Origin of the sequence: Albimonas pacifica (assembly GCF_900113695.1) — a bacterium.
GTDB classification, from domain to species: Bacteria; Pseudomonadota; Alphaproteobacteria; order Rhodobacterales; family Rhodobacteraceae; genus Albimonas; species Albimonas pacifica.
In genome coordinates this window covers 225,691-249,749 of the sequence record NZ_FOQH01000004.1, presented here as the reverse complement: position 1 = coordinate 249,749, position 24,059 = coordinate 225,691, and the positions used below count along the sequence as shown (strand labels likewise).

19 protein-coding genes are annotated in these 24,059 nt (G+C 73.2%); 8 read left to right on the top strand and 11 right to left on the bottom strand.

From position 1 onward, the window contains the following. Positions 1-3: 3 nt before the first annotated feature. The 5 genes from BM064_RS09510 to dnaN form a co-directional block, all read right to left on the bottom strand. Positions 4-1,497 carry a carboxypeptidase M32 gene (locus BM064_RS09510; RefSeq protein WP_092859527.1) on the bottom strand — a complete coding sequence of 498 codons (1,494 nt, stop codon included), beginning with the start codon at positions 1,495-1,497 and terminating at the stop codon, positions 4-6. Positions 1,498-1,814: 317 nt separating this feature from the next. Continuing rightward, a complete protein-coding gene (gyrB, locus tag BM064_RS09505) occupies positions 1,815-4,271 on the bottom strand; it encodes a DNA topoisomerase (ATP-hydrolyzing) subunit B (protein WP_092859526.1) in 2,457 nt (818 codons plus the stop codon). Positions 4,272-4,392: 121 nt separating this feature from the next. Next, positions 4,393-5,145, bottom strand: coding sequence for an HpcH/HpaI aldolase family protein (locus tag BM064_RS09500; protein ID WP_092859525.1), 753 nt, complete (start codon positions 5,143-5,145; stop codon positions 4,393-4,395). Between the two features lie 270 nt (positions 5,146-5,415). Further along, positions 5,416-6,564: a DNA replication/repair protein RecF gene (recF, locus tag BM064_RS09495; protein ID WP_092859524.1), complete on the bottom strand. Its 1,149-nt coding sequence runs from the start codon at positions 6,562-6,564 to the stop codon at positions 5,416-5,418. A gap of 130 nt (positions 6,565-6,694) precedes the next feature. After that, positions 6,695-7,813: a DNA polymerase III subunit beta gene (gene dnaN, locus BM064_RS09490; RefSeq protein WP_092859523.1), complete on the bottom strand. Its 1,119-nt coding sequence runs from the start codon at positions 7,811-7,813 to the stop codon at positions 6,695-6,697. Between the two features lie 291 nt (positions 7,814-8,104). Between dnaN and BM064_RS09485 the strand changes: the two genes are divergently transcribed. Continuing rightward, a complete protein-coding gene (locus tag BM064_RS09485) occupies positions 8,105-10,363 on the top strand; it encodes a methyl-accepting chemotaxis protein (protein WP_177236199.1) in 2,259 nt (752 codons plus the stop codon). Positions 10,364-10,705: 342 nt separating this feature from the next. On the opposite strand, the gene dnaA is transcribed toward BM064_RS09485, so the two are convergent. The 5 genes from dnaA to mutM form a co-directional block, all read right to left on the bottom strand. Further along, entirely contained in the window at positions 10,706-12,262 is a 1,557-nt protein-coding gene (dnaA, locus tag BM064_RS09480) for a chromosomal replication initiator protein DnaA (RefSeq protein WP_245779109.1), read from the bottom strand. 113 nt (positions 12,263-12,375) lie between these two features. Further along, entirely contained in the window at positions 12,376-12,828 is a 453-nt protein-coding gene (locus BM064_RS09475) for a rhodanese-like domain-containing protein (RefSeq protein WP_245779108.1), read from the bottom strand. Between the two features lie 432 nt (positions 12,829-13,260). Continuing rightward, entirely contained in the window at positions 13,261-13,527 is a 267-nt protein-coding gene (gene rpsT, locus BM064_RS09470; RefSeq protein WP_092859521.1) for a 30S ribosomal protein S20, read from the bottom strand. A 257-nt stretch (positions 13,528-13,784) separates the two neighbouring features. Beyond that, complete coding sequence (locus BM064_RS09465) at positions 13,785-14,561, bottom strand: enoyl-CoA hydratase (protein ID WP_092859520.1); 777 nt, start codon at positions 14,559-14,561, stop codon at positions 13,785-13,787. Positions 14,562-14,684: 123 nt separating this feature from the next. Continuing rightward, positions 14,685-15,545 carry a bifunctional DNA-formamidopyrimidine glycosylase/DNA-(apurinic or apyrimidinic site) lyase gene (gene mutM, locus BM064_RS09460; protein ID WP_092859519.1) on the bottom strand — a complete coding sequence of 287 codons (861 nt, stop codon included), beginning with the start codon at positions 15,543-15,545 and terminating at the stop codon, positions 14,685-14,687. Between the two features lie 37 nt (positions 15,546-15,582). Here mutM and ubiE point away from each other — a divergent pair, with 37 nt between their 5' ends. The 4 genes from ubiE (at position 15,583) to BM064_RS09440 (ending at position 20,167) form a co-directional block, all read left to right on the top strand. Continuing rightward, positions 15,583-16,389, top strand: coding sequence for a bifunctional demethylmenaquinone methyltransferase/2-methoxy-6-polyprenyl-1,4-benzoquinol methylase UbiE (gene ubiE, locus BM064_RS09455; RefSeq protein WP_092859518.1), 807 nt, complete (start codon positions 15,583-15,585; stop codon positions 16,387-16,389). Between the two features lie 2 nt (positions 16,390-16,391). Continuing rightward, positions 16,392-17,936, top strand: coding sequence for a 2-polyprenylphenol 6-hydroxylase (gene ubiB, locus BM064_RS09450; protein ID WP_092859517.1), 1,545 nt, complete (start codon positions 16,392-16,394; stop codon positions 17,934-17,936). A 419-nt stretch (positions 17,937-18,355) separates the two neighbouring features. Next, positions 18,356-18,985, top strand: a complete 630-nt coding sequence (locus BM064_RS09445; protein WP_092859516.1) for a TetR/AcrR family transcriptional regulator — start codon at positions 18,356-18,358, stop codon at positions 18,983-18,985. Positions 18,986-19,063: 78 nt separating this feature from the next. Beyond that, the gene (locus BM064_RS09440) at positions 19,064-20,167 is read left to right on the top strand and encodes an alkene reductase (RefSeq protein ID WP_092859515.1); all 1,104 of its coding nucleotides are present in this window, start codon (positions 19,064-19,066) and stop codon (positions 20,165-20,167) included. A gap of 719 nt (positions 20,168-20,886) precedes the next feature. Here the strand turns inward: BM064_RS09440 and BM064_RS09430 are convergent. Further along, positions 20,887-22,101, bottom strand: a complete 1,215-nt coding sequence (locus tag BM064_RS09430) for a polyhydroxyalkanoate depolymerase (protein WP_092859513.1) — start codon at positions 22,099-22,101, stop codon at positions 20,887-20,889. A 182-nt stretch (positions 22,102-22,283) separates the two neighbouring features. Between BM064_RS09430 and BM064_RS09425 the strand changes: the two genes are divergently transcribed. The 3 genes from BM064_RS09425 to BM064_RS09415 all read left to right on the top strand — a co-directional run bounded on the left by BM064_RS09425 (position 22,284) and on the right by BM064_RS09415 (position 24,049). Next, positions 22,284-22,937 carry a glutathione S-transferase gene (locus BM064_RS09425; protein WP_092859512.1) on the top strand — a complete coding sequence of 218 codons (654 nt, stop codon included), beginning with the start codon at positions 22,284-22,286 and terminating at the stop codon, positions 22,935-22,937. 314 nt (positions 22,938-23,251) lie between these two features. Then, positions 23,252-23,623 carry a response regulator transcription factor gene (locus tag BM064_RS09420; RefSeq protein WP_092859511.1) on the top strand — a complete coding sequence of 124 codons (372 nt, stop codon included), beginning with the start codon at positions 23,252-23,254 and terminating at the stop codon, positions 23,621-23,623. 24 nt (positions 23,624-23,647) lie between these two features. Further along, positions 23,648-24,049: a hypothetical protein gene (locus BM064_RS09415; RefSeq protein ID WP_092859510.1), complete on the top strand. Its 402-nt coding sequence runs from the start codon at positions 23,648-23,650 to the stop codon at positions 24,047-24,049. The last annotated feature ends 10 nt before the right edge of the window (positions 24,050-24,059 follow it).

The window sequence follows — 24,059 nt, the reverse complement described above, 5'->3', positions numbered from 1 at the left end:
CCGCTAGAGGGCGTAGATCGCGCCGAACTTCGCCTCCAGATGGGCGAGCAGCGGGGCCTCGTCCACCGGACCGCCGCAGGCCTGCGCCATCAGTTCGCCCGCCGGGATCACCCGACCGTGGCGGTGCACCTTCTCGCGCAGCCAGTCGAGCGGCTCGGCCAGGTCCCCCCGGTGCAGGATCTCGTCGAAATCCGGCAGGTCCCGACGCAGGGCGGCGGCCAGCGCGGCGGCGTTGAGGTTGCCCAGCGTGTAGGTCGGGAAGTAGCCGATCAGCCCCTCCGACCAATGCACGTCCTGCAGGCAGCCGAGGCCGGCGTGGGGCGGGCGGCGGCCGAAGTCCGCCTCGAACCGGTCGGCCCAGGCGATCTCCAGATCCTCGACCGGCAGGTCGCCCGAGAGCAGCGCCCGCTCCAGGTCGAAGCGCATCAGGATGTGCAGGTCGTACTGCGCCTCGTCCGAGGCGGTGCGGATGAAGCCGGCGGCCACCGCGTTGACGGAGGCGAACAGCGCGTCGGCCGAGCGCAGGCCGAGGCCGCCGAAGGCGATCTTCATGCGGTCGCGCAGGAACGGGGCGAAGGCGGCGGAGCGGCCGACGTGGTTCTCCCAGAACCGCGACTGGCTCTCGTGCACGCCCATCGAGGCATGGCCGCCGGCGGGGCGCATGTGCAGCTCCGCCGCGATGCCCTGTTCGTAGAGCGCGTGGCCCGTCTCGTGCAGGGTGGCGAACAGGCATTCGGTCGGATTGGCGGGATCGACGCGGGTGGTGATGCGCACGTCGCCCCCCGAGCCGGAGGAGAACGGATGCACCGCCCGGTCCAGCCGTCCGGAGGCGAAGTCGTAGCCGCAGTGCCCGGCCAGCTCGTGCGCCAGCGCCATCTGCGCCGTCTCGGGGAAGGCGCCCGAAATCTTGGGCATCCGCACCGAGGACCCGCGGATCCGGTCCAGAAGCCCGGTCAGCCCCTCGCGCAGGCGGGCGAAGACCGGCTCCATCTGCGCGACGCTGGCGCCCGGCTCGTAGTGGTCGAGCAGCGCGTCGTAGAGGTCCTGGCCCGGGTCGGCCACCGCCTGCGCCTCTTCCCGCCGCAGGGCCAGCACGCGGCCGAGCGCGGGGGCGAAGGCGGCGAAGTCGCGGTCGGCGCGGGCCTGCGCCCAGATCTGGTGGCTGGCCGAGCGCTCGCGCGCCAGCGCCTCGGCGAGGCCGGCGGGCAGGCGGGCGGCGCGGGTCAGGTCGCGGCGGATCTCGCGCAGGTCGGCCCGCACGTCGGGCGCCGGGTCGTCGAGCCCCTCCGCCGTCGCCAGCCAGTCCTCCTGCCGGGGATCCGTGCGCAGCTCCTGCAGCACCGCGGCGAGCGCGCCCATCTGTTCGGCCCGTTGCGCGCCGCCGCGCGGGGGCATCATCGTCTCCTGGTCCCAGGCGAGCAGGCCCGCGGCCTGTTCCAGCGCCGAGATGCGGCGGGCGTGGTAGAGCAGGGCGTCATAGGCTTCGGTGGGCGTCATCGTGTCCTTTCGGGGCGGTTCACGGGCGGCGGCGTCGGAGGCGTCCGGGCCGAAATCGCCGGGACGACGGGCAGGATCGGCGCGCTCCGCGCAACGCGGCGGCACGATTTCACATCGCGACACTGCCACAGGTCGAATGAACGCAACCCGTGCCCGCCGGCGGCTGCGGCGACGTCGCGCGGGTCAGGGGCGCGGGTCAGGGGCGCGGGGCAGGCGGCGGCCCGGGATCGGCGGGGTCGCCGCGGGCGCCCGCGGGGGCGCCGGAATGCGAAAGGCCCCGGCGCGGAACCGGGGCCTCTCGGTCGTGCGGGGGCGCCTCAGACGTCGAGGTTCGCGACGTTCAGGGCGTTGTCCTGGATGAACTGGCGGCGCGGCTCGACGACGTCGCCCATCAGGCGGGCGAAGATGTCGTTGGCGTCCTCCATGTCATCGATCCGGACCTGGAGGAGGGTGCGCGCGTCGGGGTCGAGCGTCGTCTCCCACAGCTGGCCCGGGTTCATCTCGCCCAGACCCTTGTAGCGCTGCAGCGACAGGCCCCGCTCGCCCTCGGCCATCACCAGGTCCAGGAGCTCCAGCGGGCCGCGGACCGGGTAGCCGCGCTCCTTCCGGCGCAGGGTGACGGGGGCCACCACCGGCGCCGGGGCGTCGGGATCGGTGGTGCCGCCGCCGCCGTAGACCTCCGCGAGCTTCGGCGCGACGGAGGCGAGGCGGCGCGCCTCGGCGGCGCGGAACACCGGGCCGTCGAGGGTCCGGGTCTCGGTCACGCCGCGCAGGGTGCGCACCAGACGCAGGCCGCCGTCGGCGATCGCTTCGCCGCGCCAGCCCCGCTCGGTGTCGGGGGCGACGGAGTCGAGGCGCTGCGCCACCCGGGCCGCGGTCCCCTGCGGGTCGGCCGAAGCCTCGGGCGCGAAGGCGCCGGCGATCGCCGCCTGCTCGAGGATGAAGCGCGGGTAGTTGGTCGGGAAGGTGTTGAGGATCGCCCGGGCGGCGCGCGCCTCGTCGATCGCGGCCAGCAGGTCGGGGCCGGCCCGCACCTCGCCGCCCGCGAGCTCGAGCGAGGCGTCGGCGGAGCCTTCGCGGATCAGGAAGTTCTCCAGGTCCCGCTCGTCCTTCAGATACACCTCGGACTTGCCGCGGGTGACCTTATAGAGGGGCGGCTGGGCGATGTAGAGGTAGCCGGCCTCGATCAGCTCGGGCATCTGCCGGTAGAAGAAGGTCAGCAGCAGGGTGCGGATGTGGGCGCCGTCGACGTCGGCGTCGGTCATCACGATGATCTTGTGGTAGCGCAGCTTGTCGAGGTTGAACTCGTCCCGCCCGATGCCGGTGCCGAGCGCGGTGATCAGCGTGCCCACCTGGTCCGAGCCGAGCATCTTGTCGAAGCGCGCGCGCTCGACGTTGAGGATCTTGCCGCGCAGCGGCAGCACCGCCTGGTTGCCGCGGTGCCGGCCCTGCTTGGCCGAGCCGCCGGCCGAGTCGCCCTCCACGATGAACAGCTCGGACTTGGCGGGGTCCTTCTCCTGGCAGTCGGCGAGCTTGCCGGGCAGGGAGGCGACGTCCATCGCGGTCTTGCGCCGGGTCAGCTCGCGGGCCTTGCGGGCGGCCTCGCGCGCAAGCGCGGCCTCGACGATCTTGCCGACGACGTTCTGGGCCTCCTTGGGGTTCTCCTCGAACCACTCGGCGAGCTTCTCGTTCATCAGGTTCTCGACCGCCGGGCGCACCTCCGACGAGACCAGCTTGTCCTTGGTCTGGGAGGAGAACTTGGGGTCGGGCACCTTGACCGAGAGCACGCAGGTCAGCCCCTCGCGGGCGTCGTCGCCGGTGAGCGAGACCTTCTCCTTCTTGGCGATGCCCGAGGAGGCGACATAGGCGTTGATCGTGCGGGTCAGCGCGCCGCGGAAGCCCGCGAGATGGGCGCCGCCGTCGCGCTGAGGGATGTTGTTGGTGAAGGGCAGCACCGTCTCGTGGTAGCCGTCGTTCCACCACAGGGCGGCTTCGACCTCGATCCCGTCGCGCTCGCCCTTGACCACCACGGGGGCGGTCATCAGCGGCGTGCGGGAGCGGTCGAGATAGCGCACGAAGGCCTCGATCCCGCCTTCGTAGTAGAGTTCCTCCACCTGCGGTTCCGCGCTGCGCTCGTCGGTCAGCAGGATCCGGACGCCGGAGTTGAGGAAGGCGAGCTCGCGCAGGCGATGCTCGAGCGTCTTCCACACGAAGTCGCGGTTGGAGAAGGTGTCGAGGCTGGCGAGGAAGCGCACCTCGGTGCCCTTGCGGCCCTCGGCGTCGCCGGTGACGCGCAGGGGCTCGACGGTCGCGCCATGCTCGAACTTGGCGTAGTGGGCCTTGCCGTTGCGCCAGATGCGCAGCTCCAGCCAGTCCGAGAGGGCGTTCACCACCGAGACGCCCACGCCGTGCAGGCCGCCGGAGACCTTGTAGGAGTTCTGGTCGAACTTCCCGCCCGCGTGCAGCTGGGTCATGATGACCTCGGCCGCCGAGACGCCCTCTTCCTTGTGGATCTCCACCGGGATGCCGCGGCCGTTGTCGGAGACGGAGACCGAGTCGTCGGCATGCAGCGTGACGGTCACCCGGTCGGCGTGGCCGGCCAGCGCCTCGTCGATGGCGTTGTCCACGACCTCGTAGATCATGTGGTGCAGGCCCGACCCGTCGTCGGTGTCGCCGATGTACATGCCCGGGCGCTTGCGTACCGCGTCCAGCCCCTTGAGCACCTTGATGGAATCCGCGCCGTATTCGGCGCCCGGCTGGGCCTCGTCGCTCATGCTCGTCCTGTTCCCTGGTAGGCGCGGGCACCTTATCCGGGGCGGGGGGCGAAGTCCACGCGCGCACGCGCGCGCGTTCTTTAGATATGGGCGCGGATGCGCGCGGGGGCTCGGGGCGGGATCAGCCCCTGACCCAGCCGGCCTGGGCGGCGGCGGCGGCCTTGAGCATCAGCACGTCGAAATTCGCGAAGATGCGGTAGCCGCGTGCCTTCATGGCGCGGATCTGGGCCTCGTCGCGGGCGCCGCCCGCCAGGGGCACGCCGGCGGCGAGCGCCGCGTCCTCGATCTTCTTCGCCGCCGCCAGGAAGTCGGGGTGGTCGAACCGGCCGGCGAGGCCGAGGTCGGAGGAAAGGTCGAAGGCCGCCATCACCGCGATGTCGACGCCGGGGGTGGCGAGGATGGCTTGCGCGTTCTCCGCGGCCTGCGCGGTCTCCAGGGTGAAGTAGCCGTAGGGGCGGTCGCCGAAGCGGGGCTGGTAGTCGAAGAGCGGGGCGTCCCAGCGCGACGACGCCAGGAACGGGCCCCAGCCGCGGGTTCCCTCGGGCGGATAGCGCAGGGCGGCGACGCAGCGGGCGGCGTCCTCGGGGGTGTTGACGAAGGGGAAGCAGATGCCCTCGGCCCCCATGTCCAGGGCGCGCTTGCACTCGGCCTCGTCGATCTTCGAGATCCGCACGGCGGGGGAGCAGTCGAAGCCCTGGGTGGCGGCGATCATGGCATGGCAGGTCGCCCAGTCGACGGCCCCGTGCTCCATGTCGATCAGCACGCCGTCGGCGCCGGCGGCGGCGATGGCCTGCGTGACCACCGGGCTGGGAATGGTGGCGAACTGGATCGAGAGCGCGCGGGCCGGGTCGGCCAGCTTGTCGCGGAACTTCATGGGGGCCTCCCTGGCTGCCGGCGGAGGATAGGCGCGCGGCGGGCGCGAGGCGAGCGGTGTTCGCGCCGGCGCCGAGGCGTGCAGGACGCGGGCGCCCCGGCGCGTCCGCTGCGCGGCCGCGACCGCCCCGCCCTGCGTCCCCGTCGACGGCTTCGCCCCCGGGGAACGGGAGGGGCGCGCGGGATCGGCAGGCGTCGGGGGGGGGCGGCGCCGGGGCGCGAGCCCGCGGCGTCTCGCGTCGTGACCCCGCGGCCGCGGGGCGGCGGCGCTTCAGTCCTGCAGCGTGGTGCGCGAGCCGTCGGGACCCTCGGCGACCGTGACGCGCAGGGCCTCGTCGCCGAGCGCGTCGAAGAGATGCGCCTCGGTCCCCGTCATCCAGGCCTGGGCGCCGAGCGCCCGGATCTCGGCGTAGAGCGCGGCCCGGCGGGCCTCGTCGAGATGGGCCGCGACCTCGTCGAGCAGCAGCACCGGGGGCGTGCCGGTCTGCGCCGCCAGCGCCCGGGCGGTGGCGAGGATCAGGGAGATGAGCAGCGCCTTCTGCTCGCCGGTCGAGCAGAGCCGCGCCTCGATCCCCTTGGCCGAATAGACCGCCTTCAGGTCCGTGCGATGCGGCCCCGCCAGCGTGCGGCCGGCGGCGTAGTCCGCCCCCCGGCCGGAGGCCAGGGCCGAGCGGAGCGAGGCTTCCGCCGCCGCCTGCGCCCCTTCGGGCGCCTCTCCCGCCGCCAGCGCCGCGGCGACGGCGGCGTCGGGGTCGCCCTCCAGCGCGAGCTCGGCGGCGGGGAAGGCGGTCTCGGCCCCGGCCTGCGCCTGCGCGAGGCGCGCCAGCGCCACCGCCCGGGCCCGGGCCACCGCGGCGCCCGAGGCGGCCATCCGCGCCTCCAGCGCGTCCAGCCAGCGGGCGTCGCGCACGTCGTCCTTCAGCAGCCGGTTGCGCTCGCGCATCGCCTTCTCGTAGGCGAGCGCGGCCTCGGCGTGGTCCGGATCGAAGCCCATGGCGGTGCGGTCGAGGAAGCGCCGCCGCTCCGCCGCGCCCTCGGTCCACAGCCGGTCCATCGAGGGGGTCAGCCAGGCGATCCGCAGCAGCGAGCCCAGCCGCACCTGCGGCGCGGGCTTGCCGTCGAGGCGCACCTGGCGCGAGGCGCCGGGCGCCTCGGCCCCGGTCTCGACCTCATGGGGGCCGTCGGGGGTCTCCACCACCGCCTGCACCCGCCAGCCGAGCGACTCCGGCCTCCGCGCCAGCGCCTCGCCCTCCGCCCGGCGCAGGCCGCGGCCGGGGGAGAGCAGCGACAGCGCCTCCAGCAGGTTGGTCTTGCCGGCCCCGTTGGGTCCGAACAGCGCCACCGAGCGCCCGCCCGGCGCCAGCCGCGCCAGGCGGTGGGATCGGAAGTGCGACAGCGCCAGCGTGGAGACGTGGGTCATGCGCCTCGCCCGAGGGGAAAAGCCCGCGCTCCGCCACGGGCGGGACGCAGCCGAGCCCGCCCGCAGGGCGCCTCCGGGCCGGGGAACCCGGCCCCCGCCGGGCGCGCGTCGGTATGGAGTCCCCGGGTCCTCAGACCCGCATCGGCATGACGACGTAGACGGCGCTCTCGTCGTCGCCCTCCCGCACCAGGGTCGGGTCGCCGGAGTTGTTGAACAGGAACACCGCGTTCTCGCGGTCCACCTGGCCGGCGATCTCCAGCAGGTAGCGGGCGTTGAAGCCGATCTCGAGCGGGTCCTCGGAATAGGCGACGGCCACCTCCTCGGTCGCGGCGCCGCTGTCGGGGGCGTTCACCGACAACACCAGCCGGTCCTCGCTCAGCGCCAGCTTCACGGCGCGCGAGCGCTCCGAGCTCACCGTCGCCACGCGGTCGACGGCCGAGGCGAACTCCGCCGCGTCCACCTCCATCCGCTTGGGATTCCCCTGCGGGATCACCCGGGTGTAGTCGGGGAAGGAGCCGTCGATGACCTTCGAGATCAGCGACACGCCGTTCGCCCGGAACCGCACCTTGGTCTCCGACACGCCGACCTGGATCACCGCCTCGTCGTCCGAGAGCAGCCGGTTCAGCTCGCCCACCGTCTTGCGGGGCACGATCACGCCGGGCATCGACTCGGCGCCCGGCGGCAGGGGCGCGTCGACCCGCGCCAGCCGGTGTCCGTCGGTCGCCACGCAGCGCAGCGCCTTGCCCTCGGCCCCGTCGGCGACATGCATGTAGACGCCGTTGAGGTAATACCGCGTCTCCTCGGTCGAGATCGCGAACTTGGCCTTGTCGAACAGCCGCCGCAGCACCTTCGCCGGCGCCTCGAAATCGCAGGCGTAGTCGGCGGACGCCATCACCGGGAAATCCTCCCGCGGCAGCGTCGCCAGCTTGAAGTCCGAGCGGCCGGCGCGGACCTCGAGACGCCCCGAGGCCGGGTCGTCGATCAGGCTCGCCTGCGCCCCGTCGGGCAGCTTGCGCACGATGTCGTGGAGCATGTGCGCCGGCGCGGTGGTGGCGCCCGCCTGCTCGACCAGCGCCGGGATCTGCTCCAGCACCTCGACGTCGAGGTCGGTCGCGCGGATCGACAGCGTGTCGCCCGAGGCTTCCAGCAGCACGTTCGACAGGATCGGGATGGTGGTGCGGCGCTCGACGACGCCCTGTGCGCGGCTCATGGCCTTCAGGAGGGCCGCCCTTTCGACGCTGATCTTCATGGTCCCCCGCCGGGTCGGATGGCCCTCTCCGCCGGACGCGCGCGAGGCGCGCGGCGCCGGGGCGGGAGGGCGCGGATTGTTCGGAGGGTCACACTAGCGGCTGGCGCGGCGGGCGCAACGGTCGCGACGCCCGCGGAGGCGCCGCGTCGCGGCGCCGGCGGGGGATTCGCAGCGGAAACCGCCCGGCGGAGGCGTTCCGGGGCGCCGCGTTCAGGTTCCGGAAACCAGGAGCGGTTATGCGCTGGGCGACGGACCTCGCCGCCCTTCCGCATCCCGGACCGGAGCCAAGCCATGCTCGCCCGCCTCAGCATCTTCCAGCGCATCGCAGGCGGCTTCGCCGCGACCATCGTCGTCGTCATGGCCCTGGCCGCCGTTTCGGGGCTCACGATGCAGCGCATCGACCGCGCCGTGGACTCGGTCGCGGCGGCGAGCGAGCGCAACCTCGCCCTCGACCTCCTGGTGCGGGAGGTGGCGGACATGCGCGTCGCGGCCTTCCGCTACCTCGCCTTCGGCGACCCCGGGGACGTGGAGACGATCGTCGCCCACGTGGCCGAGCAGCAACAGGTGATCGCCGCCCTGGCGACCGCCCTCGCCGACCGGCCGGAGGAGACGCGCCTGCTCGGCGAGGCGGCGCGGCTGTCGCGCGAATACGGCGCGGGCTTCGCCGACCTGCGGGTGCAGACCCAGCTCGGGACCGAGGCGATGGAGGCGGCCGAGGCCGCGCGCCGGGCCGCCTCGCAGGAGATGGAGGGGCTGGCGGTGCGCGCCGAGGGGCGCACCGCCTTCGAGCCGCGCGCCAACGAGGTGCTGCTGGCGACCGAGCAGGTGCGCCGGCTGCTGCTGACCGCCGAGGTGGAGCTGACGGCCTTCCGCGCCTCCGGCGACGGCGCGGCGCTCGACGCCGCCCGCGCCGGCTACGAGGCGGCGGAGCGCGCCATTCGCCGGGCCGCCTACGTGGCCGCGCAGACCGACGTGCCCGGCGACGCCGAGGCCGGGGTCGCCGCGGTGCAGGCCGCCGCCGCCGCCATCGACCCGGTGGAGGCCGCCGCCCAGGCCCGCCGGGCGATCCTCGAGCAGCGCCTGAACGTCGCCGGCCCCGGCCTGCTGGACGTGACCGCCGAGCTCAAGCGCCGCGTGGTCGACCGGCAGACCGGGCTCGCCGTCGACGCGAGCGATTCCGCCGCCGCGGGCAAGTCCGCGGTCGCGATCGGCGCGGCGGTGGCGCTGGTCCTCGCGATCGGGGTGGCCGCCGCGGTCGGCGGCTCGATCGGCCGGGCGGTGCGCGGCGCCGCCTCGGACATGGAGCGGCTGGCGGGCGGCGATCTCTCGGTCGAGATCCGCGGCGCCGAGCATCGCCACGAAATCGGGGCCATGGCCCGCGCCCTGGCCGTGTTCCGCGACACCCAGCGCGCCCTGCGCGAGACCGAAGCCGCCCAGGCGGCGCAGACCGCCGAGGCCGCGCGGCGCCGGGCGGAGATGATGCGCGAACTGGGCGAGAGCTTCGGCGCGGTGGTCGATTCGGCGGTGGCCGGCGACTTCTCGCGCCGGGTCTCCGCCCGCTTCGACGACGCCGAGCTGCAGGCGCTGGCCTCGGGCATGAACCGGATGCTGGCAAGCGTCGAGACCGGCGTCGGCGCGGCGCGCGCGACGCTGGCCAGGGTGGCCGAGGGCGATCTCGACGCGCGCATGACCGGCAGCTTCTCGGGCGCCTTCGCGGAGCTTCGCGACGACCTCGACGCCGCCGCGACCCGCCTCGCCCAGCTGGTGGCCGAGACCCGCGACGGGACCGGCGCGATCGTGGCGCTGGCCCGCGAGATGGCGGGCGACGCCGGCGACCTCGCCGGCCGGGCCGAGGGGCAGGCCGCCTCGCTGGAGGAGACCGCCGCGACGATGGAGGAGATCGCGGCCACGGTGCGCGGCAACGCCCAGAACGCGGGCGCGGCGGCCGATCTCTCGCGCCGCGCCTCGGGCAGCGCCGCGGCGGGCAGCCGGGTGGTCGCCGACACCGTCGCGATCATCGAGCGGATCGAGGCGAGCTCGGCCCGCATCGCCGAGATCACCTCGGTGATCGACGGCATCGCCTTCCAGACCAACCTGCTGGCCCTGAACGCCGCCGTCGAGGCCGCCCGCGCGGGCGAGGCCGGCAAGGGCTTCGCGGTGGTCGCGGCGGAGGTGCGCCAGCTCGCCCAGCGCTCGGGCGACGCGGCCTCCGACATCAAGGGGCTGATCGAGGCGAGCGTGAAGCAGGTCGCCGAGGGCGTCGCCTCGGCCAAGCGCGCCGGCGGCTCGCTGACCGAGATCGTGGACGCGGTCTCGACGCTGGAGCGCACCATCGCCGAGATCAGCGCCGCCAGCGCCGAGCAGACCTCCGGGATCGAGGAGATCAGCCAGGCGGTCGCCAGCCTCGACCAGGCCACCCAGCGCAATGCCGAGATGGCCCAGGACGCCGTGCGCCGGACCGAGCGGATGACCGACTCGGCCCGCGCCGTGCAGGCGAGGGTCGCCGAGTTCAAGGTCGGGGAGACGCCGCGCGCCCGCCGGGCCGCCTGAGCCGCGCCGGGCGGGGCGCCCGGCCGGAAGCGGTCGGCGGAGGCCGCGAGCCGGATCGGGCCGAGGGAGCGGGGCGGGACCCGGTCCATCCGTCGAGCGGGCCCGGTCGCTCTCGTTGGGATGGCCCGGCCCAGGGCCGCCGAGGAGGCGGCCTCTTCGACGGCTCAGGCAGGATCTGCCGCCGGAGCGGATTCCGCCACGGAGGCGAGACCCGTCGCGGGGGCGGTCGCGGTTTCCTCCGCGAGGGAGACGCTCTCCCCTGCACGGAGGCGGCCTCGCGCGGGCGGCACGGGCGCCGGCCGTCGCGACCGGCGGGCGCGGCGCCTCTGGAGGCGGCGGGCCTCAGCCCTCGAGCATGCGGCGCAGGAGCTCGAGGTCCTCGGCCATCTGGCTGTCGGTTTCCTTGAGCTTCTCGATGGTCTTGCAGGCGTGGATCACCGTGGTGTGGTCGCGCCCGCCGAAGCGCCGGCCGATGTCGGGCAGGCTCTTCGAGGTCAGGGTCTTGGCGAGCCACATCGCCACCTGCCGCGGTCGGGCCACCACCCGGGCGCGCCGGGGCGAGAGCAGGTCGGTCAGGCGCACGTTGTAGTGGGCCGCGACCTTGCGCTGGATCTCCTCCACCGTGACCTTGCGGTCCGCGGCGCGCAGGATGTCGGCCAGGCACTCCTGCGCCATGTCGAGGTCCACCGGACGCCCCACCAGCGAGGCGAAGGCGGTCAGCCGGGTCAGCGCGCCTTCCAGCACGCGGACGTTGGAGCTGATGCGGTGGGCCAGGAACTCCAGCACCCGGGGCTGGATGACGACCTCGGGGTGCGAGGCCTGCAGCAGGTCCAGCTTCGACTGCAGGATGCCCAGCCGCAGCTCGTAGTCGGTGGGGTGCAGGTCGACGACCAGGCCCCACTGCAGGCGCGAGCGGATCCGCTCCTCCAGGTGCTCCATGTCCACCGGGTTGCGGTCGCCGGAGATCACCACCTGCTTGCCCTGATCGACCAGGGCGTTGAAGGTGTGGAAGAATTCCTCCTGGGTGGAGTCCTTGCCGGCGATGAACTGCACGTCGTCGATCATCAGCACGTCGACCGAGCGGAAGATCTGCTTGAAGCCGATCATGTCCTTCGAGCGCAGCGCCTGGATGAAGCGGTACATGAACTGCTCGGCGGTCAGCAGGACCACCTTCGCCTCGGGGCGCGACTCGGCCAGGCGCCAGGCCATGGCGTGCATCAGGTGGGTCTTGCCCAGGCCCGAGGCGGAATAGAGGAACAGCGGGTTGAAGGTCACGTCCCCGCCCTCGGCCACGCGGCGCGCGGCGGCGTGGGCGAGCTCGTTGGGCTTGCCGACCACGAAGCGGTCGAAGGTGAAGCGCGGGTCCAGCGGGATCGAGGGCGACTCGCCCGGATCGGTGGTAGCGGCGGTCCGGGCCTCGGCGGGCCTGGGCGCAGGGGCGGGCGCGGGCTCCGCCTCGCGCCGGGCGGCCGTGGCGGAGGCGAGCGCGTCGCGCACCGCGGGCGCGGCCTGCGCGGGGCGCGAGGCCTCGCGGCGCGGGGCGGGGGCCTCGGACGCCTCGGGCGCCGCGCCGCGCGGGGCGGCGCGCAGGTCGACGCGCTGGAGGTTGGGCAGCTCGGCGCGCAGGGCGCGCAGAAGGCTCTCGGCGTAGTAGCGGTCGACCCATTCGGCGATGAACCCGGTCGGCGCGGTCAGTTTGGCCACGCCCTGCCCGGCGCCCTCGATCTCGAGGTTGGCGATCCAGCTGTCGTGCAACGCCTCGCCGATCTCGTCGCGCACGCGTCCCTTGGCCCGGTCCCAGGCGGCGACCAGCGCCGGCGGGCAGGAGCGGGGGGATTCGAACGACGGGTATGCGGGGCGGCCGTGCGCCGGGCCATCCGGGGAAGTCATGGCGGGCATTCGGTCTCCTCAGGGGCGGCGGGGGCGCCCTGGACGGTCAGGCGGCGGGCGGGGCGGCTTGGGGCCGCCCCGGACGGCGTTGGGGCGCCGTCCGGGACGGGCGCCGCGTCAGGTCAGCTCTGGACCCAGGGAAGGCCGCGGACCTTCCAGCCGTTCACGCCGCCGCGGTGGTTGTCGGGGCCGAGGTCGCCCTCGAACCCTTCGGCGACGTTGCAGCACTCGCAGGCGACGCCCTTCTCGGCCAGCGCCGCGGCGACGGAGAGCGCGGCCTGCTGGGAACGGCCGCCGGAGCGGCACAGGAACAGGAGCTTCGCGGGGGCCTTGTCGCCCAGCGCGCCCAGCACCTGCTCGACGAAGGCGGGGTTGCGGGTCATGTCGGGGTAGCGCTGCCATTCGACCAGGACCGGCTGCGCCCCGATGGGCGACAGGTCCGGCAGGCCGACCCAGGCCCATTCCGCCCGCGTCCGCACGTCCACCAGCGCGGCGTCGCCGCCGGACAGGACCTCGTAGGCCTGCGCCGGAGCCAGCTGGGGAATGCCCGCGATCGAGCCCGTTTCCTGCGTCACCTTGGTGTCTCCCTCAAGCCGTCCCGGTGGAATCGGCGGTATGGTAGGCGGCCGTCCCGAAGTCCCGCAAGGCGCTCGCAAGTCGCGCGGCGGATTTTCGCTCAAGTGATTGAGTCATCACGGCCGGCCCTCGATACTCGCTGCAGTGCAGCATAGCAAAACCAAATCCATCCCGTGGCGAATATTTTCGCCCCGAGCGTTCAGTTCTGCGAATTTGCTTGAAGGCTGTTCCCTGTCCCTCGAACAGCGCCCCTAGACTTTAGGCGCGAGGCCCCGTCGCTGGCAACAGGACGAAATCAGGAACATGACATCGGGACGTCGAAACCATGACGCCACGACAAGACGCGCCGGTCGGTCATGCCGACCGGCGCGATGCCTGGGCATCGGTTACGTCTCGTTGTCCGGGAGGCCGGGCGAGGCCCGGCCGGACGATCAGGCCGAGAGGGCCTTCACGCGCGACGCCAGGCGCGAAACCTTGCGCGACGCGGTGTTCTTGTGGAGCACGCCCTTGGTGACGCCCCGCATGATTTCCGGCTGGGCGCTCTTCAGCGCCTCGGCGGCCACGGTCGCGTCGCCCTTGGCGATCGCTTCCTCGACCTTGCGGAGGAAAGTGCGGATGCGGCTCCGGCGAGCCTTGTTGACCGCGGTGCGGCGCTCGATCTGGCGAATGCGCTTGCGTGCGGACGGCGAATTGGCCATCTGTGATTCCCGAGTTCTGCTCGTTCTAACGTGAGGCGCGGCGTATACACGTCGGCCCGCGAAGGGTCAACGGCGGAGCGGCGGCCTTCGGCCAAACCCTTCCGCCGTCGCTGTTTTCCCACAGGCCGATTCCCGGCGAGAGGGCTGGCGGAACGGCCCGGAGCGGGACGGGCCGACTCGCCCTCTTCCCCCACGTCCGAATCCGCTCCGCGATTCGTCCGGACCGGGGTTGCCCGAAGGCGCCCCCGGGGCCCGGGTCAGCGGCCGCGGAACTGCGGCTCGCGCTTCTCGATGAAGGCGGCCATGCCTTCCTTCTGGTCCTCGGAGGCGAACAGCCCGTGGAACAGGCGGCGCTCGAACATCACGCCCTCGGTCAGGTTGGTCTCGAAGGCGCGGTTCACCGCCTCCTTCGCGGCCATCGTGGCGAGGGGCGACTTGTCGGCGATCTTGGCGGCGACGGCCAGCGCCTCGTCCAGCAGCTTGTCGGCGGGGATCACCCGGCTGACGAGCCCCGAGCGCTCGGCCTCCTCGGCGGTCATGAAGCGGCCCGACAGGCACATCTCCATCGCCTTGGCCTTGCCCACCGCCAGCGTCAGGCGCTGGGTGCCGCCCATGCCGGGGATGACGCCCAGGTTGATCTCGGGCTGGCCGAACTTGGCGGTGTCGGCGGCGAGGATGAAGTCGCACAGCATCGCCAGCTCGCAGCCGCCGCCCAGCGCGTAGCCGGCCACCGCGGCGATGATCGGGGTGCGCGTGCGCTCGATCGCGCGGCAGCCCTCGGCGAAGAAGTCGAGCTTGAACATCTCGGGCGCGGTCTTGTCCGACATCTCCTTGATGTCGGCGCCGGCGGCGAAGGCCTTCGCCGAGCCGGTCAGCACGATGCAGCGGATCTTGTCGTCCGCGTCGAACTTGGCGAGCGCCTCGCCCAGCTCGGTCAGCAGGTCCTGGTTCAGCGCGTTCAGCGCGTCGGGGCGGTTGAGCTTCACGAGACCCACGTGGTCCCGGGTCTCTACGATCAGGTTGGCGTAGGCCATCGGCCCCTCCCGTTGCTGCGGTCCCTCTGGCGGGGCGGCTTCGCCCTCCTTGAAGCCGGCCGGCGGGTGTTAACGGAGCGCCGCCGGGCGTTCAAGGCGGGGTCTTCCCCGGGGGTCGTCACGTCACGTCTGGCAGCGCGGGCAGTGGAAGGTCGAGCGGCCCGACTGCACCATGCGGGCCACGACGCCGGGGCAGCCCTCGCGCCGGCAGGGCTCCCCCTCGCGACCGTAAACCGCGAAGGCGTGCTGGAAATAGCCCAATTCGCCGGAGGCCTGGCGATAGTCCCGCAGGCTGGAGCCGCCCGCCTCGATCGCCTCGACCAGCACCTCGCGCACCGCTTGCGCCAGGCGCTCGAGCCTCTCGCGGGAGATGCGCCCGGCGGCGCGGGCGGGGGCGATGCCGGCCCGCCACAGCGCCTCGCAGACGTAGATGTTGCCCAGGCCGCAGACGATTCGCTGATCCAGCAGCAGCGCCTTCACCGGCGCCTTGCGGCCCGCGAACCTCTCCCGCAGGAGCTGCGCGTCGAAGCCGTTGCCCAGCGGCTCCGGCCCCAGCGAGGCGAGCAGCCAGTGCTGCGCCTCCGCCCCCTCGGCCACCAGGTCCATGGCCCCGAAGCGGCGCACGTCGTTGAAAGTGACGCGGGCCGCGCGCTCGCCGAGGGACAGGTGGAAGACCACATGGTCGTGCTGCGGATGCAGGCCGGGGTCGTGGACGAACTCGCCCTGCACCTCCTGGCCGATCAGCATCCGGCCGGTCATGCCGAGGTGGATCAGCAGGGTCTCGCCGGTCGAAAGATCCGCGAGGATGTACTTGGAGCGGCGGCGCAGGCGCAGGATTTCGGCGCCCGTCAGACGCTCGACGAAGCGCTCGGGCAGGGGCCAGCGCAGGTCCGGGCGGCGTTGTTCGACGCGGGTCAGGCGGGCGGAGGTCATCACGGGCTCCAGCCCGCGACGCACCGTCTCGACTTCGGGCAGCTCGGGCATGTTCCTGCGCGCGCTCCTTTCGGCTAAGGGAAACGCCATGACGGACGCGACCGAGAATGACAAGGGGGCCACGCCCCCCGCCCTGACGGCCCGGGAGGCCGCAGAGGGCACCACGCATTTCGGCTACCGCGAGGTGCCCGAGGGCGACAAGGCGGGGCTGGTGCGGGGGGTCTTCTCCTCGGTCGCGGCGCGCTACGACCTGATGAACGACCTGATGTCGGGGGGCGTGCACCGGCTGTGGAAGGACGCGCTGATCGACTGGATGGCGCCGCGGCCGGGCATGAAGTTGCTGGACGTGGCGGGGGGGACGGGCGACATCTCCTTCCGCTTTCTCAAGCGGCTGAAGGGCGACGGGCACGCCACGGTCTGCGACCTGACCGCCGACATGCTGGAGGAGGGGCGCCGCCGCGCCGACGCGCAGGGCTTCGCCGAGCAGCTCGACTGGGTGGTCGGCGACGCGATGGCCCTGCCGTTCCCCGACCGCAGCTTCGACGCCTTCACCATCGCCTTCGGCATCCGCAACGTGACCCGCCCGCAGGAGGCGCTGAACGAGGCCTACCGGGTGCTGAAGCCCGGCGGGCGTCTGCTGTGCCTCGAGTTCTCCCAGATGACCGACGCGATGCTGCAGAAGGCCTACGACGCCTACTCCTTCTCGGTGATCCCGGCGATGGGCAAGGCGGTGACGGGGGATCGCGACAGCTACCAGTACCTGGTGGAATCCATCCGCAGGTTCCCCGATCAGGACACCTTCCTGGAGATGGTGAAGGCGGCCGGCTTCTCGCGCGCCAGCTACCGCAACTACACGATGGGCGTGGCGGCGATCCACTCCGGCTGGCGCATCTGAGCATGGGCGTCTTCGCCAATCTCTGGCGGCTGGCGCGCACCGGCGCCACCTTCCAGCGCACCGGCGCGATGGAGGAGGCGCTGGCCGCGCTGGACGCCCCGCGCTCTATCCGGGTGGCGGCGCGCATCCTCGGCTGGCCGCTGGGCCCGCTGGGCCTGAAGGGCGACCCGGCCCTGCCGCCGGTGGTCCGGGCGCTGACCGCGCTGGGCCCGGCCTACGTGAAGTTCGGCCAGACCCTCTCGACCCGGCCCGACGTGGCGGGGCCGAAGCTCGCGCGCGAGCTGCGCGTGCTGCAGGACCGCATCGCCCCCTTCCCCGACGCCGAGGCCCGCGCCACGGTCGAGCACGAGCTGGGCCGCCCGGTCGAGGAGGCGTTCTCGGAGTTCGGCCCCCCGGTCGCCGCCGCCTCCATCGCCCAGGTGCACCCGGCGATCGAACGCGAGACCGGCCGCCGCGTCGCCGTGAAGATCCTGCGGCCGGGGGTGGAGCGGGCCTTCCGCAAGGACGTCGAGGCCTTCCACTTCATCGCCCGGACCATCGAGGTCCTGGCCCCTTCCTCCCGCCGCCTGCGCCCCACCGCCGTCACCCGGCATTTCGAGGGCGTGGTCACCACCGAGCTGGACCTGCGGCTGGAGGCCTCGGCGGCGGCCGAGTTCAAGGCCAACACCGCCGGCGACGCGGGCTTCCGCGTTCCCTCCGTCCTGTGGGGCCTGTCGGCCAAGCGGATGATGACGCTGGAGTGGGTCGACGGCGACCCGCTGGGCGACGTCGACCTGCTGGCGACCCGCGACCTGGACCTGCCGGAGCTGGGCCGCTTCATCATCCGCAGCTTCCTGCGCCACGCCCTGCGCGACGGCTTCTTCCACGCCGACATGCACCAGGGAAACCTGAAGGTGGCGAAGGACGGGACGCTGGTGGCGCTCGACTTCGGCATCATGGGCCGGATCGACCCCTACACCCGCCGGGTCTACGCCGAGATCCTGCTGGGCTTCCTGATGAAGGACTACCGCCGGGTCGCCGAGGTGCATTTCGAGGCCGGCTACGTCCCCGCCGACCAGGACCTCGAGACCTTCGCCCAGGCCCTGCGCTCGATCGGCGAGCCGATCTTCGGGCAGGACGCCTCGCGCATCTCCATGGCCCGGCTGCTGGCGCATCTCTTCGAGGTGACCGAGCGCTTCGGGATGGAGACGCGGACCGAGCTGATCCTCCTGCAGCGCACCATGGTGGTGGTCGAGGGGGTGTCGCGCACGCTCGACCCCAACCTCAACATGTGGAAGGCCGCCCAGCCGGTGGTCGAGGAGTGGATGAAGGCCAACATCGGTCCCAAGGCGGTGAAGCGCGACCTGGAGGCGACCTTCAAGGTCCTCTCGCGTTTCGGCCCGCGGATGCCGGAGATGGCCGAGAAGCTGCTGACCAAGCTCGCCGAGGACGAGCCGATCCGGGTCGCGGACCAGGGGCTGGAACTGCGCCGGGCGATCGCGGTGGGCGTGGTCGCAGGGCTGCTGGGCGGGCTTGCGGGGGCGGTGCTGGTGGCGCTGGCGCTCTGATCCTGGGAAAAGGGGCCGGAGGCGCCCTGCGGGCGGGCCTGGCGTGCGCGCGCGGGGCGCGCGGCGGGCTGGCGCCCGCGGAGGGCGCTTCTGAACTCACCCAAGAACAAGGCCCCGCGCCTGTCCTCCGGATCCGTCCATCGCTGAAGATGCCTGAGCGACTCGCCCGCGCCGGTCAAGGACAAGCCCGGCTTCGCCGGGTCGCTGCGCGATCCTTGACCGGGGCGGGCGAGTCGCTCTGATCGGCATCAGCGACGGACGGCTCCGGAGAACAGGCGCTCTCGCGGGGGGCCGACGTCGCGCCGGGGCGCCGGGGGCGGACGGCGCGAGGCGATCTCATCGGGAGGCGCTGGGCGGATTTCGGGGGCGCGCGGCGCGGGCGCCTTGCATTGAGGAACGGGCGTTCCAATATCCCGCTCATGAGCGACGCGCCCCCGATATCCCCCCTCCCGGCCGCCTGGCCGGCCGCCTGCGCCGAGCGGCGCTGCGGGCCGGGGCGGCCGCGCGGCTACGATCCCGACGGCGTGCTCGCCGCCCTGACGCAGGTGTTCCGCGAGCGGGGCTATGAGGCGACCAGCGTCGAGGAGCTGATCTCGGCCGCGGGCCTCAGCCGGTCCTCCTTCTACAACGCCTACGGCTCCAAGCGGGGCGCGATGCTGGCGGTGCTGCAGCGGTGGTGCGACGGCCATCGCGCCTCGCTGCGCGCGCTGGCCCGGCCCGGGGATCCGCCCGCGGCCCAGGCGCGGGCCGCGATCGACGGGCATTTCGACGTCGAGGTGGCCGCCACCGGCTGCTTCATCGGCGACGCGGCGGCCGAGCTCGGCGCGCGGGACCCCGACGTCCTGGCCATCGTCGCCGGCCACCGGGACCGCCTGGTCGACGACTTCGCCGCCCTCGCAGCCCCCCTGGTGGGCGAGGCCGAGGCCCCCGAGCGCGCCCGCGCCGCCTACGCCCTGGCCCTGGGGGCCGGGGTGATGCGCAAGTCGGGCGCCTCCGACGAGGCGGTGGAGAGCCTGCGCCGGGAGGCGCGGAGGCTGCTCGGCGCCTGAAATCCCGCCCTCGCGATCCGCCCGGACGAAGGGTCGCGCTCAATTCTGGAATGTCCGGTCCATAAAAGGAATCCCCCCGTGACCCATCCCCTCTTCACGCCGACGCGCCTCGGCGACATCGAGATCGCCAACCGCATCGCGCTGGCGCCCCTGACCCGCAACCGGGCGGACGACGCGACCGGCGTGCCGAGCCCGCTTGCGGCCGAATACTACGCCCAGCGCGCCTCGGGCGGGCTGCTGATCACCGAGGCGAGCCAGATCTCGCCGCGCGGCAAGGGCTATGCGATGACGCCGGGCATCTACACGCCGGCGCAGGTCGAGGGCTGGAAGGCGATCACCTCGGCCGTGCACGCGCGCGGCGGCAGGATCGTGATCCAGCTCTGGCACGTCGGCCGGATCTCGCATTCCGAGCTGCTGCCGGGGGGCGAGGCGCCGGTGTCGTCCTCGGCCACGCCGGCGGCGGTGAAGACCTTCCTCAAGGACCGCGGCTTCGTCGAGACCTCGGCCCCGCGCGCCCTGCGCACCGACGAGATCCCCGGCGTCGTCGCCGACTACGCCCGCGCGGCGGAGCGGGCGATGGAGGCGGGCTTCGACGGGGTCGAGATCCACGCCGCCAACGGCTACCTGATCGACCAGTTCCTCAAGGACGGGATCAACCGGCGCGACGACGCCTACGGCGGCTCGGTCGAGAACCGGGCGCGGCTGCTGGGCGAGGTGGTGGACGCGGTGACCGGGGCGATCCCGGCGGGGCGGGTGGGCATCCGCCTGTCGCCCTTCTCGGGCGCCAACGACCTGCTGGATTCGGACCCGATGACCACTTTCTCCCACGCCATCGGCACGCATCTGGCGGGGCGCGGCATGGCCTATCTGCACCTGGTCGAGGGCCAGACCGGCGGCCCGCGGGAGCTGGCCGAGGGGCGCTCGATCCCCGCGCTGCGCAAGCTGTTCGACGGGGCCTACATGGCCAACAACGGCTATGACCGGGATCTCGCGATGAAGACGGTCGAAAGCGGCGCGGCGGACGTGGTGGCCTTCGGCCGCCCCTTTATCGCCAACCCGGACCTCGTCGAGCGGCTGGCCGCGGACGCGCCGCTGAACGAGGGCGACGCCGCCACCTATTACGGCGGCGGGGCCGAGGGCTACACCGACTACCCGACGCTGGCGCAGACCCGGGCCGCCTGAGCCTGCCGGCCGCGCCCCCGCGGCGCGGCCGATGCGCCGTCTCGACGCCTGCCGGGATCGCCTCCCGGCAGGCGTTCCCATGCCCGGGGCCCGTCCGGCGCGGAGGCCGTCGACCCCGGCCGGACGCGCGGGCGGCGGGGCGCCCGGGCGGCCCGGGCCGGGGACGCCGCTCGGCCGGGCGAGGGTCTCCGGCGCGCCCGCCCGGGTGGGGCGCGGCAGGCGGCGGTCTTCTTCGCGACCGCCCGGCGCGCATCCGCGCGGCCGACGCGGCTGAAGAACGACCGCAGGTCGGCCAGCTCCCGCGCCCCCGCCAGCAGGTCGCGCGAGCCCGAGGCGGTGCGTTCCGCCAGCGTGGCGTTCTGCCGGGTCATCTGGTCCATGCGGCCGATCGCGAGGGGGATCTCCTAGACCCCCGCCGACGGCTCGCGGCTGGCGGCCTCGACCTCGCGCACCGCCGCCTCCCCCCGGGAGATCGACGAGACGATGCCGTCGAGCGGCTCGCCGGTCCCGAGGTCGGCGAGGCGGCGCAGCCTGATCGTGGCGCCGGTCGGCGGGGGCGCGCGATCCGCCGGCGGCCGCCACGCGGCCGCGGTCTCCCTTCCGTCGCCCCGTGGCGCGCGAGGCGTGGAGCGGATGTCTCCGGTCCGGGCTTCCGGCGGATCAACGGGGCGCGGAGACCGTCCCGCAGGCGCGAAAGGCCGCGCGGCGAGACGGGGGCCTCACTCCATGGCGAGGATCATGTTGCGCACCACCGGGTAGATCTCGTTCTCCCAGCGGCGGCCGTTGAACACGCCGTAGTGGCCCACGTTGGCCTGCAGGTGGTGGCGCTTGAGATGCGGGCGCAGAGACGAGCACAGGTCGTGCGCGGCCGAGGTCTGGCCCAGCGCGCAGATGTCGTCGCGCCCGCCCTCCACCGTCAGCAGCGCGGTGCGGGTGATCTTCGAGGGGTCGACCGGCTTGCCGCGCCAGGTGAACTCGCCGGTGGCGAGCTGGGCCTTCTGGAAGATCCGGTCGATGGTCTCGATGTAGAATTCTTCCGTCAGGTCGAGGACCGCGAAATACTCGTCGTAGAAGGTCTTGATCTTCTCGGCCTCGGCGAGCTCGCCGGCCTCGAGATGGTCGTAGAGCTTCTTGTGGGTGGTCTTGTGGCGCTCCATGTTCATCATCATGAAGCTGATCAGCTGCACGAAGCCGGGGTAGACCCGCCGGCCGCCGCCCTTGTGGCGCCAGGGGACGGTCTGGATCATCCGCTCCTTGAACCAGCTCAGCGTCTTCTCGTTGGCGAGGTCGTTGACCGAGGTCGGGCTCTCGCGCACGTCGATGGGGCCGGCCATCAGGGTCATGGTGCGGGGCGTGCAGTTGTTCCTGCGCTCCGACATGATCGCGACGGCGGCCAGCGTCTGCACGCAGGGCTGGCAGACGGCCAGCACGTGGGCGCCGGGGCCCATCTCTTCGAGGAAGCGGATCAGGTAGTCGATGTAGTCCTCGACCCCGAATTTCCCTTCCCGCATCGGCACGTCGCGGGCGTTGGCCCAGTCGGTGACGTAGACGTCGTGGTCCTGCAGCATGGTCTGCACGGTGCCCGCCAGCAGGGTGGCGAAATGGCCCGACAGCGGCGCCACGATCAGCACCTTGGGCTGGGCTGCGTCCACGTCCTTGGCGAAGCGCAGCAGGTCGCCGAAGGGCAGCGAGAGCGTGATCTCCTCCGTCACCGGGACCACGCGGTTGCCGACCTGCACCTCGGAGATCCCCCAGGCGGGGCGGGCGTGGGTGAGCTGGAAGCGCGAGAGCATCTCCAGCGAGGCGCCGAGACGCCGGGAGAGCTCGTCCCCCGCCGCTCCGCCCGCGAACCCGCTCCAGACCTGGCCCCAGCGCGCGGCCAGGCGCAGGGGCGCCAGCGCGTCGTCGCTGAACTGGTAGGCTTGGTAGAGCATGGGCGAGACTCCAGACCGCATCCCCGGCTTCACGAAACGCTAGCGCAAGCCCCCGCGGCGTGCGAGACAATTGTGCTGCACTGCGTCATTCCCGGGAGTATGGTGCAGGCGGAGCGGCGCCGCAAGAACGGCGCGGGCCGGCGCGGGGGCTGCGCCGGACGGCGATCAGGAGGACTTCCGCAATGGCGAAGGCGACGCTGACCATCTCCTCGAAGAACTACGGCGCCTGGTCGCTGCGCGGCTGGCTGCTGTGCAAGATGGCGGGGCTCGACTTCGACGAGGTCCCGGTAGACATGGACGACCCCGACCAGCGCCAGGAGCTGCTGCTGCTCAGCCCCTCGGTCCTGGTGCCACGCCTCGTGGACGGCGAGGTGACGGTCTGGGACACGCTCGCCATCGCCAACTACCTTAACGAGGAGTACCCCGAGGCGAAGCTGCTGCCCGAGGGCAAGGCCAAGCGCGCGCACTGCCGCGCGGTCTCGGGCGAGATCCACTCGGGCTTCTACAACCTGCGCTCGGCCCTGCCGATGAACCTCAAGGCGCAGCACAAGAGCTTCAAGATCTTCTCCGGCGCGCGGCCCGACGTGGAGCGGGTGAAGGAGATCTGGACCGAGTGCCTGGACGCCTACGGCGGCCCGTTCCTGTTCGGCCGCCCGACCATGGCCGACGCCATGTGGGCCCCGGTCTGCACCCGCTTCCGCACCTACGCCGTGCCGCTGGAGCCCAAGCTGCAGGCCTATTGCGACACGGTCTTCGAGTGGGACCTGATGAAGGAATGGACCGAGGGCGCCATGGCCGAGCCCGACGAGATCGTCGAGCTGGAAGTGGAGTTCTGATCCGCCCCTGAGCCTGCGTTCCCGACCCCCCGCGCGGGCGCCGCGTCGGGCCGCGCGCCCGGGGCCGCTCCTGCGCCCGCGGCGCGGGGCGGGCGTCGCGCCGGGCGGCCCGGGGGCCCCGGTCGGAGGGGCGGGCCGAGGCTCTGACGGGGAGCTGACCGAGGGACGCCCGGGCCGCCGCGGACTCTCCTGACGTGCGAGTCCACTCCCGGGCTTTCCCCACCTGGCATCTGGCCCTAATCTGAACCCAACGGCGGGCCGCCGCGAAGCCCGCGTCGAGGCCCCGTGCGAGGGCCGCCAGGGGAGGACGAGGGATGAACGCGAAGCGGGTGCTGATCGCGGAAGACGAGCCGCATATCGTCGAGTCCCTGCGCTTCATCCTGTCTCGCGAAGGCTACACGGTCGACGACGCCGGCGATGGGGAGAGCGCCTGCCGCAGCCTGGCCGCCGATCGGCCGGACCTGGTGATCCTCGACGTGATGCTGCCGCTGCTGAACGGGTTCGAGGTCCTGCGCCGGCTGCGCGCCGACCCCGCCACCACCGGCCTGCCGGTGATCATGCTGACCGCCAAGGGCCAGGCCCAGGACCGGCGCACCGCCGAGGACATCGGCGCCGACGCCTTCATCACCAAGCCCTTCTCCAACCGCGACGTGGTGGATCATGTGCACCGCCTCATCGCCGGCTGAGCGCCCCCGCGCGGCGAGGCGGGCGTGAGCCCCGCGCCCGGACGCCCCGCGCCGCCCGAGCCGGCGGCCGCCCCGGCCCCAGGCGCGGCCGCGGCCGGCGTCGCCGCTGCGGCCCCGAACCCGGCGCCGAACCCCGCTCCGAACCCGGCGTCTTCCCCGGGCCCGGCCGCCGACCCGGCCGATCCCGGCGCCCTCTCCGCGCGCCCGCGCTTCCTGCGCCGGCGCCGGGCCGAGGCGCTGGCCGCCATCGTGCCCATCGCCGCCTTCCTTGCGCTGATGCCGCCCTTCGTGTGGATCTTCGCCCACGACGGCCGGTTGTTCGGCGCGCCCGCGGCGCTGGTGTTCCTGATGCTGCTGTGGTCGGGGATGATCCTCGCCACCCGGCTGCTGGCCCGCCGGCTGGTGCGCCACGACCCCGAGCCGTGAGGCCGGGGCG